The organism is Pseudomonas sp. GW822-FHT02G04, assembly GCF_058802085.1.
The window spans coordinates 310,651-324,547 of record NZ_JBXANU010000001.1 but is presented as its reverse complement, the minus strand read 5'-3'; the positions used below and the strand labels follow the sequence as shown (position 1 = coordinate 324,547).

Here is a 13,897-nt window from a genome sequence, read left to right as displayed (position 1 = left end):
GGCATGAAAACAACTTCCACCTCTGCACCAAAGTCAAAAAAGCCCCGAGCCTTGCGGCCAGGGGCTTTCATATATCAACGAGTTATTAAACGCTCAGTCACCCCACCGATGACAATTGCGCCAACGGCTTGAGTTTGACTGTCTCTTTGCGCAAAAGGAAATGAGAAAGCGCAGGTATCAATATAAGTGCCCCGACCATATTCCAGACAAACATGAAGGTGAGCATGATGCCCATATCGGCCTGGAACTTGATCGGTGAAGCCGCCCAGGTAACAACCCCGGCCGCCAGCGTGATACCCACCAGCGCAACAATTTTTCCGGTAAAACCAAGAGCGCCGCGGTAGGCCTCACTGAGTGACAGGCCTTGGCGCTGGAGCACCAATATCACACTCAGCAGGTACAGTGCATAGTCCACGCCGATTCCAACCCCTAGCGCAACAACGGGCAACGTCGCCACTTTCATGCCGATACCAAGCATTGCCATGAGCGCTTCCGCCATGATCGAGGTCAGGATTAACGGCAACACAGCCACCACGACCGCACGCCAACTGCGAAAAGTAATGGCGCACAGCAAGATCACCGCTGCGTAAACCTGCAATAACATCTCGCGGTTGGCCTTCTCGACCACCGAGTTAGTAGCAGCATCGATACCTGCATTGCCTGCCGCCAACAGGAACTGACGATCAGATGTAGAGTGCCGATCGGAAAAATCCTGGGCTACGTCCACAACGCGCTTCAAGGTCTCGGCCTTGTGATCGCTCAGGTAGGTTTGCACCGGCAGCAGCGAGCAATCAGCGTTGAGCATTTCAGAGTTCCAATTCTGCGCGAGGTTGATCCGGTCCTTGAGTACCAGAGGGTCCCAGGCCACAGTCGCCCATTTAGGATTGCCCTCGTAGGCACCCACCGTTAATGCACGCAACTGGTCTACCAGCGACGCGGTATGCAGCACACCCGGCACTTGACTCAGCCGCTCTGCAAGACGATCCATCTCGATCAGCGTCTCGAAGTTGCGACAGCCGTCAGTCGGTGTCTTGACCATCACTGCAAACACATCGCTGGAAATGCCATAGTGCGCCGTGATGTAAGCGTTGTCCTGGTTGTAACGGGAATCAGCCCGCAGCTCAGGCGCACCGGGATCAAGGTCGCCAACCTTCACATCTTGTGCCTTGACAAAGGCCAACAACGCCAACACCACCGCCACGGTAATAGCTGCGATCGCATAGTTCCGCTCGGTGAAGCGATTGAACCACAACCAGATACGGCCCACATCGCCGCCAGCTGAAGCCAGGCTGCGCTGCGCGGCCACAGGGGAAACCCCTACATAGGAGAGCAGCACCGGCAGCAGGATGAGGTTGGTCAAAATTAAAATCGCGACACCTATACTGGCGGACATCGCCAACTCGCGGATCACCGGAATATCGATAATCATCAGCACGGCAAAGCCGACGGCATCAGCCAGCAATGCTGTCAGCCCGGCTAGGAAAAGTCGGCGAAAGGTAAAACGTGCAGCAACGGACTTGTGAGTGCCACGGCCGATGTCTTGCATCACACCGTTCATTTTTTGAGCGCCATGGCTGACACCAATGGCAAACACCAGAAAAGGCACCAAGATCGAAAACGGGTCAATCTCCATCCCGAGATAAGTGACCATTCCAAGCTGCCAGACCACGGCGACCATCGAGCAGCACATCACCAGAAGGGTACTTCGTAAATCTCGGGTATAAAGGAAGATAATCAGGGTTGCGGTAACAGCTGCCAGACCAAAGAAGAGCATCACCTTCTCTAGCCCCTCGATCATGTCCCCTACCAGTTTGGCAAAGCCAATCACATAGATGCGATAGTTGTCCTCTGCATCACTAGTCGTGCGCAGTTCATCCAGCATTTTGGAGAAGCCGGCGTAGTCTACCGGGTTGCCGCTGGCGTCGCGATCCATCAGCGGAATCACAATCATGCTGGAGCGCTGATCCAAACTGACCAGGCTCCCGACCAGATTGGCTCTCTGCACATTGAGACGGAGTTCGGCAATGGAGCGCTCTGAGCCGTCATAGTCGCTTGGCATCAACGAACCACCGTCGAAGCCTGCCTCGGTCACTTCCGACCAGCGCACGGCCGGCGAATAGAGCGACTTGATCCACGCCCGGTCAACAAACGGGGACAGGAATATCTGGTCGTTGATCCTGGCCAGCGTCTGAAGGTACTCGCGATCGTAAATATCGCCCCGAGTGTTTTCAACGACAACCTGCACCGTGTTACCCAGCCCGCGCAGCTCGGCGCGATTTTCGATAAAATTGCGCACAAAGCTGTGGCTTTGTGGAAGCATCTTCTCGTAGCTGGCATTGACCCCCAGGAAACGCAGTTGGTACCCCAGGAGCACTGTCAGCAGCATCGCGAACAGCACCACTAACAGTCGATTGTTGAACACAAGCCGTTCGAGGAGGCTGCCGGATGACTTATCGAACAGGGAAGGATCGCTGAAGATTTCTGCAGCCTCTTTCGAGGCGGAGTGGGAAATGTGAGCCATGGTGACGGATCCAATTCAAAGGATTGTTCGTTCAAGGATTTCGCTGTGCCGGTTCAGCCAAATTATGCCGACCGACACCTGAGACTCCGACCACCAGATAGTCATCGTGGAGCGTGGCGGCAATAGCGGCGACCGCGCCAGATTGCTCACTGCCTTGGGCAAGCGTAAAAGTCGCACCCTGGTCTGAACTCACTAAAACCTCACCACTCTGGCCGGCTATGACAATGTTCCCGTTCGGCCACACGTCTGCGGACACAATTCCTCCCCTGATCGCCGAGGGGATCTGTTCCCATGTAGCGCCACGGTCCAGCGAACGAAACAAGCTGCCGCGCATCCCGTATGCCAGCACCACTTCCGGCGTCACGATCAAGCCGAAAAGAGCTCCTTCGTAAGGTATGGACACATCGACAAAACGCACCGTGGGCTCATCCCATCGCCACACATGGCCCGCCTCGCCAGCGAGATATACCTCTTTCTCGTTACCGCGAACCGCATAGAAATGCAGCCCCTGAGGGTTGTCGATTTTGTCGATCAGCGGAACCCAACTCTTGCCTGAATCGTCCGTGCGCAAAATTCGGTTGAAGGTTCCGACAATGAATCCGGTCTTGTTATCCTTGAACCAGACATCCAGGAAGGGTTGCGTTGTACTTTCCTGCTCCCAACGACCAGCCTCCTGCAAGATCAATTCACGATCCTGCGTCGCCAGCCCTCCAGCCAGATTCCGGTAGTACTCATGCGCCTGCACACCTGCGCTGTGGCCGTCGAGTTGCTTCACCCATTTCTGCCCCCCGTCGGCACTGTGCAATACCACGCCACCATGACCCACTGCCCAGACATTGAGGGCGTCCCCGAAAGCCAGGGCTACCAGATCGTTCGAAACGGGTACCTCGGCCTGTTGCCAGTCGTCACCATGCCCACTGCCGTGGACAATGACACCGTAGCGTCCCGCAGCGACCACGTTGACGCCGTCCCACGTGGCCACGCTGAACAATGGCGATTTCTGCGCTAGCGCAAGCCTGGGCGCAGTCACACTCAAGGGATTCTTGAATGTCTCCGGGCGCGATGTACTTGGCACCAGCGCGCTGAGTATCTGCAACTCGGCCGGCTTGGTATCAGCGCAGGCAGGTTGAACTCCATTACCAAATAACGGAATGACGACTCCAGAGAGAATCGTCAAAGCGAAAGACGCTCTGTTCATTCGTGGCAAATCTCACAAACTGCCGCCAGACACTGGATGATGCTGCAACTAGCGACAAGGCACGATGAGAATACGATGCACACCCAGGGGGGGGGCCCGTACGACAACTTCAAGTGCGCTATCAAGTAGCGCACCCTGAATGAGTCCTTCTTGACTCAGCGAATGCCACCGCTCGCCAAAGCACCTGGCGTGAACTCACGTGCCGGCAACTGAAAGGGAATAGGCGCCGACCCTTTACGCCCGTAACTTAGAATGTTGAAAGCACCGTAACCACCTGTCTGATTATCGTAGGTAACGAACGCTTGACCTAGCATTCCCAGTTCAGGATAGCTGTAGACGAAGAAGGGAAACTGCATGCTCGTCCTGTAGAGTTTCCCTGAGGCATCGTAGCCTTCGTAGATACCGCCCGAGTAGGAGTCCTCTTGGACATACATCACGCGTTTTGAAAAAACGTGACGGCGACCTTGCTTGAGCGTCCCCTCAACCTGCCATACGCGATGCAGCTCCCAGCGTACACAACTGGGATTGATGAAGTTAGGCGTCAGCCCCTTTTCCTCATTGCATTCCGGCTGAAGCAGTTTGTAGCTGTTATAGGGTATGTACACTTCCTTACGACCGACCACCTTCCAGTCAAAACGATCAGCTCGACCAAAGAAACCACCTATCTCATCCATACCCGATGTCCCACCGGATATGGGATTGGGGGTGTCATACACCAGGTCCGGAGCTAGTTTCACGCGCCGTTGACCTGGTAGGTACTGATAGGTCGGCGTGGGCACTTTGGTATCGATCGGGCGAATCAGCAAAATCCGCTCACCGGAACTGCGTGCCGGCTCATCAGTGTCAGAACGAAAACGAGTCATCAACTTGTTTTCCTTGTTCCCCCCTCCTTCGCCTGGCGCCCAATAGGGTACCTCGTTGAAAGCCTCCAACCAGGACATGAACGTCAACTTGCCCGACCTGTCGACCACATAAGCGCCGAAGGAGGCCTTAAACGCAACACCTTGGAAATTAAGTGCTTTGTTATAGATGATTTCTTCACCGCTTTTGGGAATCGGGAACGGTAGACCTGCCTTGCATTCGCCCACGAGGGTTTCATCAACCAACTGGCAGGACGTAGCATTGTGGAGCATATTGTTAATGCTATATTCGGGGTAAACCACAGTGCGATGAGTGGGGTAAACATCGACTCGAAAGTCGGGGTATTTCTTCAGCAGTTCCTTGACGCCCTCAGTGAGCTTATCTGCGTACTGCGTCATGTTGCCCGCATTGATGGTGAGCACAGGCTTTTCGTCAGCAAATGGATCCGGCAGATAGCCTGGGTTCTTTGGGTCAAAAGTTGCGGGTGGCTTGAGTAGCTCACCGGTGTAAGCCGGAATAGTACCGCTCTCGTTACCCGCCTTGATGGCGCCGAAGGGTGTTAGTGTTTTGCCTAACTGAGCCGCTTCTTGTGCACTCACAGCGGCGTTGGCTGCATTGGCAACCAGCATGGACCAGGCCAAGGCGATAAAAGGCATGCTTTTTTTCATGATAGTTCCTTGAAAGGCGGTGACTGCTTATGGAAAAAGCTCACACTCAAAATGAGGTCTGCAAGGTAAGGGAAAGCCAGCCACGATCCTTGTAGAGCGCACCACCGGCGTTTTCGCTAGTGATCGTCTCCCCATTGTTACTCATCTGGTTCATGTAGTCGGCATAGCGCAAAGTGGCGTAGTACTGGTTTTGCACCACAGCTGCCACACCGGCACTCCAGGAACCATTGCCTTCTCGGGTGCCGCCAAGTGCCGGGGCATTACCGCTCAGGCCTATGCCATAAGTGAGTGGCATCTTGAGGTCCACGCCTGGCCACACCTGATACCAAACTGGCTCAAACGCAAGATTGGTGCCCCAGGCATTCTTGGTCACACAGCCACTTGATACGCCACCAGCACAACCCGCCGAATGGGTTTCAGCAAACTTATCGGCGTTGCTGCGTACTTTTTCCAAGTGCGTATAAGTCAACTCCGCGGTTAGTGGTGCTGCGTCCCAAAGGGCATTCGTACCACCGTACCAAATCATGTTGACCAGACCGTGCCATGTGTCGCCACGAGCCCCTTGATCTGTGACATTGACGCTATTGAGCGCTGTGTTCTTACGGTAGGAAACCTCACCGCCCACGCCGATGCCGTCGAAGTTCTTGGCAATACTCAGGCCATAGAGCTTGGTCTTTTCTGCATAGGCCAGGTGTGACGATGAAAAGTCCGGAGCTATAGCTAGCCATGGTAGTTTTTCGGCGAATTCACGGTAGTACACACCCACCGTGCCGCTCAAGGCTTCGGGCGACCAACGCGCCATAACTCCCCAATCTCCGCGATCCTCGGGACGGTCTTGAATGCCATTGAACGGCACTCCAGGAGCAAGGAATGTACCTCCCTCAATATTGAAGAAGTTGGCAGTCCCGAAATATGTTCCGCCCGGAGGCAGGCGCCATGGCTCCCATTCCAAGTAGTATTGGGCGCCCACTGAGAGCTCGTCCGCGACTTGTGCGACAGTGGAGATCTGGGTCAGCGGCAGAAACAACTCCTTCGCTTGGCTACCCGGGTTAGCGGCGCCCTTTATCGCATCCAATGCCCCTTGTGAGTACGCGATGCTGTCAGACAGCGAGAACAGCGACTCGCCCCAATAAACATTGTGCCTGCCCGCTTTCACGGACACGGGCGTACTGCCGAGGTTGAAACTGGTAAAAGCAAAAGCATCAAGAAATTCGCCAGAGGGGCCACGCATATAACGTTTGACATAACCGGTGTAGCTATTATTGGGAGTAACGCCTTGAGTTCCCTTGATATCAGTATCCTTATAGGCGTCGTCATACCATCCAGCCGCACTGACGCGAATACCATGAGCATCTTTATAGACTAAATCCAGCTCGGTCAACACATCAACTCGATTGGCAACGAGATCACCACGATCAAATTTTCGATCTGAAGTGTCGAACGGTGGAGTATTGATAATATGTTTGTCCTGGCCCTCGGTACGCACCCCCAGGTTATACCGCAATGTATTATCCCAGCGAACTTTGAAGTCAGGATTATCTGTATCGATCTTGAAGGCGGAGGCACTGTCGATTATGGAAAACGAGAAGCCAAACACCATAAAAGAACTTATGACACGATGACGCGAGTTGCACTTCTTCATTGCGTTGTCTCCGGGCTCTTATTTTAATGGAGTGACGCCTCAGCACCACTCAATTGGAGGCAGAAGGCGAACTAACCCCAGGGTTCTGAACTCACAGGTATCGGTGGCGCCGTCGATTTGAATGATATCGACCATCCCGACAACAGACTTATCTCTACCAGCAATGAAAACATGACCCAATGGCAACCCAGCCCCGACGAACTCACCTCGCAGCGGAAGCAACGATTGCTGATCGAGACAAATCGGCTTGCACCGGCAGGAACACGTCATTTTGAACACAGGGTTAGTATGGCCATAACCAAGCAGGACTCGTTGGTTAACATTCATGATGGATTCCGAAGAGTTACTTGTTGGAATCCGAACTTATCAGCCGTTCATGCAAAGTCCGCCCACGCAGGGCCGGCAATCACATGAAACAGGAGACAAAATGTCAGCATCCACCGACAAGAACGCGTGGCGCCTAAAAGAGGAAAGCCCCCTCCCATGGAGCGATCGCCTCGTATCAGGCAACGCAGATAAATATTTCATTGTCAGCGCTGATAGCCACGCCAACGAACCTCTCGACTTTCTCACTTCCCGAGTGACTGACCCGCAGTACCAGGATCGCTTGCCTCGTGTTCGGGTCGATGAAGAAGGCGTTCAGTGGCTTCATACTGATGGGTGGCCTCGACAACGTGTCAGCGTTCCATCAGACCGCCGAGACCTGTTGCCAGAAGCCGAAGCCTTCGAGAGCTTTGAAGTGCTCGCTCCCTACACCGATCGCATGGAAGATCAGGATGTACTGCGCGCAGCCTCCGGCCGCAGCGTTGAACAGCGCCTGGAACATGCACGGCAGGATGGCGTGGACGCGGAAATCGTGTTTCCGCAGAAAGGCATTCTGGCCTTCGCCACCCCAGATCCCGTGTTCTCCGGTGTCATGACCCGTGCATGGAACCGCTGGGCACACGAAACCTTCAAGGACGAATTCCATCGAATCATGCCTATGGCACTGATCGCTGCAGGCGACTTGGAAAATGCGATCAAGGAAGTTCAGTGGGCGGCTGCAAATGGCTTTCACGGCATCATGATTTCCAATAGACCTAACTTCCACCGGCTCGACCAACCGCGCAATCGACTGGAATACAACGATAAGAGCTTTGAACCACTGTGGGCGACCATTGAGGAAACCGGCCTGCCACTGGTGTTCCACGTCGGTAACGGAGAGGACCCCCGTGCCGTTGGTGGCAAAGGGGGAGCGATTATCAACTTCCATGCTGCCATGGGTTCGGGAATCGACCCGCTGGTGACCTTGATCGCGTCAGGCGTATTCGAACGCTTTCCTCGTCTTAAAGCCGGTGTAATAGAAGCCGGCACAGGTTGGATCCCATGGGTATTGAATTCAATGGACCATGCCTATCGTGCGCACCACATGTGGGTTCGACCCGTTATTCCGGAACTTCCAAGCACCTACTTCAAACGCAATTGCTTTGTCTCTTCGCTTGAACACCCGGGGATGCTTGACCACTTGGTAAGCCTGGGTTTGGAAGACAACATTCTCTGGTCGAGTGACTACCCACATCACGAGGGTTCCTTCCCACATTCGAAGCTAAGTATAGAGCGCGAGATGAAAAATCTGAGCGAAGTCCAGCGAACGAAGATACTCGGTGAAAATGCGGTCCGTATTTTCAATATGGACAAGTCAAAATTCAATACAACCAAGACAGCTACATAAATCAACAAGTTCTCTACCCGCAAGATCAGCCCTCCCTCTACAGCGGCGGGAGGGCCGAACCAATGCTCTTGATCACTGAGCGCATGAATTCAAAACTCAGGCAGGAATACCAGCACCTTCGGCACAAACCGACTACATCGGGGCAGCCACATTACGCCTATTCAACCGTCCCATATTCCCGCCAAGAAAAATCTCGCCAAGGTCAATCAATAGCACTCGCTGCTATTCGCCAAACACCTAGAGGGCTGCAATCGCGGCGTAAAAACTATGCAGAGCAAACGCAACACACAACCTGATGTGGCTATCGCAGCGAGTTTTGAACTAAAACCTGGTCGCTTCCCAGAAATCAGTCCTTACAATCTATACAGACATGTTGCTATCAATGCCCTGAAAGAGTGGGGCCTGCATCCCCGCGACATTAACGGCCTGCTAACCGCCCCCTCTGGCCAAGGTGTGGGGGCGATCGACATTTATACCCATGAAAAGCTGGGTGCCGATCTCGGATTGGTGCCAGGCTTCGCAGAGACCCTGAACGCTGGCGGAGCCAGCTTCGCTATTATGGTTGCGCGAGCCGCCTCAGCGATTCGCGACGGTCTAACCGATGCCGTACTGTGCATCGGTGCTGGCAAGTTCACCAAACCCTCGGCGGGCAGCGCGGAGGTGATGGCTCGAATGATCAGCGAGCCTGATTTCGAGATCGGCTACGGCCCATTTATCCCAGCACTTTATGCATTGATCGCCTCACGCTTCATGGCCGAACGCAACGCAACGCCTGCCGATCTGGCCCGAGTGGCAGTGTCTGCCCGACAATGGGCCTTGCTCAACCCGCGCGCGCTCATGAACCCAAAGGGTGCAATCACCGCCAACGACGTACTTGACTCCAGGATGATCGCCGACCCCTTCCATTTTCTCGATTGCTCGGTGCCTTGCGATGGCGGCGGTGCAGTGCTCGTCACTTCCGCTGACAAGGCCCGTGAACTCTCCTCCAGACCAGCCTACCTACTGGGCTACGGCGAAGCGCACAGCCATGGCTCACTCAGCGCGGCCAACGGCCGCCTCGTCGACACGGTAGCGACCCGTACCAGTTCGGATGCCTTCCGCCGCGCTGACCTGCAACACAGCGACATAGACGTTGCTATGTTGTATGACGCTTTCTCGGTCACGCCGCTGATCTTGCTGGAAAACCTCGGCTTCTGCGCTCGGGGCCAAGCCGCGCGATTTGTCCAGAGCGGCGCCATCGACCCGGGTGGCAGCCTGCCGGTCAACACCAATGGCGGTCTGCTTTCCTTTGGTCATACCGGAGAAGCATCCGGTATGTCATTGATCGTCGAGGCTGCACGCCAGGTAATGGGTGAAGCAGGCAACAACCAGGTGCCGAACGCGAACACTGCACTAGTTCATGTTTACGGAGGCATGATGTACGAACACGCGACCTTAATACTGGGAGCCTCACTATGAATGGCCCAATGCCCGAAGTGACACCGGTCAACCAGCAGTTCTGGAATGGCACCGCCATCGGAGAGTTGCGCCTGCAACTTTGCAAGACCTGCAATCATCGCTTCCGCTTCGTCACCCAATGGTGCCCGGCTTGTTGGTCCACCGACCTAGACCATTTCGTCGCCAGCGGCCTCGGCCGTATTACCGCACGCACTGTGATCCATACGCCGCCTTACGAGTCGATGGCAGAGCGGGTGCCCTATGTACTTGCGCTTATCGAATTGGAGGAAGGCCCAACCATGATGAGTAATATCGTCGATTGTGATCCGGAGTTCGCCCAAATCGGTGCTGCCGTGCAAGTGGTCTTCGAACCCCGAGGTGACTTGCAACTGCCACAGTTCAAGCTGGTCTGAGCGCGGTCTGCCATAGAAAAGGAGATAAACATCATGACCACGCAGACAAGCAGTACTGTGAACACTGCGGTACTTGCCCTTCAATGCCTGGGAGCCCGTGACTTCGATGGTCTGCGGGCGTTGCTGGCGCCCCAGGTTCAGCTCGATTGGCCCTACCATCACTCAGGGGCGCCGGTGCTGCTACAGGGGGTAGATGCATTCATCCAAGCGATTAATGCGCTCAAAGTATTCCATGCATTCGAACTGAATCTGGTGGATGTCATCGAGCAGCCGGGAACCAGCCACACCATTATCGAAGCGCGCTCACTGGGTACCTATATTGGCGGCAAGCCGGACTATACTAACCACTATCTTTTCATGCTTACGGTAGAAGCCGGCAAGGTCACGCGCTGGCGAGAGTTCTATAACCCCCTTGCTGTTTTGAAGTTGCGAAACGCGCGCAATGATTGACTTCCTGACTCCTGGGGCCTTTTATGTAAAAAGCACATCATCAGGATGCAGACTTTTCAGATCCTCATCCGCGGCCTGGCCGGTTAGCAACGGAAGCTGTCCATGACGAAAACCAATGCCTTGAATCTACCCTCAACCACGGTTGAGGGCAGGAGTTGAAAACGCCCTCTGTATCAATCTCTGCGAGCCAACGCGTCATTGGTTGGAGTCCCTGCTGAAACACCGCTCAGCCTCTCTGGCTCCTACCAATCGCCAACCGCAGCCCTCTGCAGAGTAGCGAAATCGAAACTGTTCTCATGTAGATAGTGTTAGCGACAGCACGATACCGATTTGCTGGCGAAATCGAATTTGATTTCCAATATAGATATGCGGAAATATTTGTGCAACATCTCAACATTGGAGATGTTTGGCACCTTCTTGCCAGGATAAATCCGAGAAGAAATCGAATTCGTATTCTAAATAGATAGATACTATGGAGTCTGAAATACTCAATCGCCGCAAGGGGAGGATGCAGTGGCTAGTGATTTTTTGGCTGCGCTTTAGCTGCTGCAGATAACCGAGGTGATAGCCTCGACTATGGAGCTGCCTCCCCCAAAATGCTAGTGACCGTCAAAGACTTTTACAGCCTTTCCTCCAAGGACAAGATTTATTACAGGAAGATTTAGCCAGAATCATGAAATAAGATGGAGCTGAGCAGGCATCAGAAGCAATTTACGTAATATAAAAAATTCTAGAGAAGGAGCCCAAACTAAAAAATTAGGATTTCTAAGAAGAGACAGAGAGTCGAATCATCGCTAACATACATGAGCAAGGGGTACAATTCAGGCCGGGTCATTCTATGGAAAACCCCACATTTTCCTAGACACTTTGAAGACCAAATTTCAAGTCCTCAAAAAATTATTTACTGGGCAAAACCCAAATCAGGAGTTGGTATTGCAAGCTACAGAAATCCTAATCAATACGAAAGAAAAAAATATCAGACATAGTTACTGCGTCGAGCACTCCGTTTAACAGTTGGTGATAATTTTAAGATCGCGGATTCTCAGTACTGTAGTGGTGGAATAGTTCGTGTGCCGCGCAGTTGCCCTAATGCCCAAGCCGTCTTGCAGCAGTTCTTTGACCCTCTTGTGCAGATCCTCATCTGTTCGCCCCTGATACTTGCCAGCAGCTTTGGCGTTCTCGATGCCTTGGGCCTGACGTTCGGGGCGCTGCTCGTAATCCTTGCGGGCAATGGCGGCGTAAACATCCGAGCTACACCGCCATGAATCTCAAACCTTATCCTATAGAATCCCTTTAGCTCTTTCCTATAGCCGCCCGCTTGTGGACAACACGCCCCGAAAACCAATCGCGAAATCAAGAAGAAGCGCCGCCTATTGGGGTGGCTGCACCGCCGCGCAACCACCAAAGCCCAGCGTAAGCGGAGAAGTCAGAACGCAACGGCCACTCCCCAAGGGCAGCAGGCGGCTTGGGCAGTTCATTATCGGCGCCGTTTGCGCTTGCCGATAGCAATTTTCGGGAGGGAACGCGGCCAATCTGCTGAACAAGCCACCTGATTGTCTGGAAGTTCGCTCATATTTTCCTTTGTTGCGCGGCTGCCCCCCCCCCCAGACTCAACCCTTGGGGCGACAGGCAGGATATCAGCCCGAAAAGTGCTACTTCCATATTTCGACGGTGTCCTCGAAGTCCCGCCAGCTCTTAGCATTCGGATCGCCGAATAACGTGCCTAGAGTCTCCTCGGTATCTCTTATCGCCTCTTGGAACGCGGGACGCGCCAACAGCCGATCTATGTACGCTCGAATTTTTGGCCTGGTCTCGAACCATCCTGCCTTGTCGGCGAGATATATGGGGAAGCTGAGCATAAAGTCTGCGGCGGTAAGGTCGTCACCAACCACATAACCCGTATCCCGCAATGCCAGCTCCAACTGAAGCGAATATTTGATTGCCTGTCGTTTGCCTTCGATTCCAATACTGTCTATTGGATCGCTGATGCAGGCCGGTTTCGGAACAGAATGGTCCCAGAAATATCTCTGGTGGATTGCGAAATTGCCCTCGGACCAGAACATCCATTGATCAACGATGGCCTGTTCCTTGATGCTATTTGGCTGAAATCGGCCGCCCCCATATTTGCGCAGGACATAATTGATGACAGCACCCGATTCAGTCAGGATCAGTTCGTCATCCTCGACCGTGGGGAATGTGCCGCCCGGATTAATCTTAAGGTAATCGGGATTTACCCGTTCCTCATTGTAAAAATTATACTTCTTCTCTTCATAGGGCAGACCCAGTTCGCAGAGCAGCCATTTGATGCGCATCGAACGACAAGTTTGCGAATGATGAAGCAGGAACATATGATCTCTCCAATTGTATTCAACGAGTTGCCCCGAGGGGAAAGGGTTGGATTTCCGCAGGTCGTTGCATCTAATCAGGTTTTCCGCTCTTTGGCAATATTCAAAACGGAGTTGCCTCAATTGCTCATACCTTCGACTTCCGCACGCCCATGCCGGCAATTAAATCGGCTACAGTATATGTTCTTAGATAGCCATGGTATTTGTCTCGTGAGGAAGTATCGGGTCGCTTGACGAGATCGCATGCTAGTCTCAGGCATAACGCCCCAGCAACATTCAGGCGCCTGACATGCACTGATTTTTAATTTTACAATGTATCGCTAGATGTCCAATCAATCTAATAAAAACCAGACTCTAACCTTATGGCTTACTCAATCGCGGCGCCCTACATTGCAAACTACTCATATGTAGAAATTTGTCCCGTCAATTGCATCAGCCCCGGGCCGTATGAAAAGGAGTTCGACGGAGTAGAGAAAATGTATATCAATCCGGATGTCTGCGTGAATTGCGGTGCTTGTCGAGACGTTTGCCCTGCATTGGCAATCTATGAAGCGGGTTGTTTGCCGGAGAAATGGCAGCCCTATGCTCAAATAAATAAGGAATTCTTTTCCACGCGGAGCAGATGATCATGTCTCGACGTCTTCGAGTTGC

10 protein-coding genes and 1 pseudogene are annotated in these 13,897 nt (G+C 53.4%); 5 read left to right on the top strand and 6 right to left on the bottom strand.

Features of this window, described 5'->3' with window-relative positions:
* Nucleotides 1-97: 97 nt before the first annotated feature.
* The 4 genes from AC1RO5_RS01515 to AC1RO5_RS01500 all read right to left on the bottom strand — a co-directional run bounded on the left by AC1RO5_RS01515 (nucleotide 98) and on the right by AC1RO5_RS01500 (nucleotide 6,890).
* On the bottom strand, nucleotides 98-2,521 hold the full coding sequence (locus tag AC1RO5_RS01515; protein WP_493172102.1) for an efflux RND transporter permease subunit: 2,424 nt from the start codon (nucleotides 2,519-2,521) through the stop codon (nucleotides 98-100).
* A gap of 31 nt (nucleotides 2,522-2,552) precedes the next feature.
* The gene (locus tag AC1RO5_RS01510; protein WP_493172100.1) at nucleotides 2,553-3,698 is read right to left on the bottom strand and encodes a WD40/YVTN/BNR-like repeat-containing protein; all 1,146 of its coding nucleotides are present in this window, start codon (nucleotides 3,696-3,698) and stop codon (nucleotides 2,553-2,555) included.
* 176 nt (nucleotides 3,699-3,874) lie between these two features.
* Nucleotides 3,875-5,248 (bottom strand): DUF1329 domain-containing protein, encoded by a 1,374-nt coding sequence (locus AC1RO5_RS01505; protein WP_493172098.1) that lies wholly within the window; start codon nucleotides 5,246-5,248, stop codon nucleotides 3,875-3,877.
* Between the two features lie 46 nt (nucleotides 5,249-5,294).
* Nucleotides 5,295-6,890 (bottom strand): DUF1302 domain-containing protein, encoded by a 1,596-nt coding sequence (locus tag AC1RO5_RS01500; RefSeq protein WP_493172096.1) that lies wholly within the window; start codon nucleotides 6,888-6,890, stop codon nucleotides 5,295-5,297.
* Nucleotides 6,891-7,317: 427 nt separating this feature from the next.
* On the opposite strand from AC1RO5_RS01500, the gene AC1RO5_RS01495 reads away from it, so the two are divergent.
* The 4 genes from AC1RO5_RS01495 to AC1RO5_RS01480 all read left to right on the top strand — a co-directional run bounded on the left by AC1RO5_RS01495 (nucleotide 7,318) and on the right by AC1RO5_RS01480 (nucleotide 10,901).
* The gene (locus AC1RO5_RS01495) at nucleotides 7,318-8,601 is read left to right on the top strand and encodes an amidohydrolase family protein (protein WP_493172094.1); all 1,284 of its coding nucleotides are present in this window, start codon (nucleotides 7,318-7,320) and stop codon (nucleotides 8,599-8,601) included.
* Between the two features lie 267 nt (nucleotides 8,602-8,868).
* Complete coding sequence (locus AC1RO5_RS01490) at nucleotides 8,869-10,059, top strand: thiolase family protein (protein WP_493172092.1); 1,191 nt, start codon at nucleotides 8,869-8,871, stop codon at nucleotides 10,057-10,059.
* On the top strand, nucleotides 10,056-10,451 hold the full coding sequence (locus tag AC1RO5_RS01485) for a Zn-ribbon domain-containing OB-fold protein (RefSeq protein ID WP_493172090.1): 396 nt from the start codon (nucleotides 10,056-10,058) through the stop codon (nucleotides 10,449-10,451). The genes AC1RO5_RS01490 and AC1RO5_RS01485 overlap by 4 nt, the downstream gene beginning before the upstream one ends.
* A 33-nt stretch (nucleotides 10,452-10,484) precedes the next feature.
* Nucleotides 10,485-10,901, top strand: coding sequence for a nuclear transport factor 2 family protein (locus tag AC1RO5_RS01480; protein WP_493172088.1), 417 nt, complete (start codon nucleotides 10,485-10,487; stop codon nucleotides 10,899-10,901).
* A 1,007-nt stretch (nucleotides 10,902-11,908) separates the two neighbouring features.
* Here the strand turns inward: AC1RO5_RS01480 and AC1RO5_RS01475 are convergent.
* Nucleotides 11,909-12,148, bottom strand: a pseudogene (locus AC1RO5_RS01475) (recombinase family protein); the annotation flags it as partial.
* Nucleotides 12,149-12,553: 405 nt separating this feature from the next.
* Nucleotides 12,554-13,249: a glutathione S-transferase family protein gene (locus AC1RO5_RS01470; protein ID WP_493172086.1), complete on the bottom strand. Its 696-nt coding sequence runs from the start codon at nucleotides 13,247-13,249 to the stop codon at nucleotides 12,554-12,556.
* Between the two features lie 359 nt (nucleotides 13,250-13,608).
* Here AC1RO5_RS01470 and AC1RO5_RS01465 point away from each other — a divergent pair, with 359 nt between their 5' ends.
* Nucleotides 13,609-13,872 carry a 4Fe-4S dicluster domain-containing protein gene (locus tag AC1RO5_RS01465; protein WP_493172084.1) on the top strand — a complete coding sequence of 88 codons (264 nt, stop codon included), beginning with the start codon at nucleotides 13,609-13,611 and terminating at the stop codon, nucleotides 13,870-13,872.
* Nucleotides 13,873-13,897: the final 25 nt, after the last annotated feature.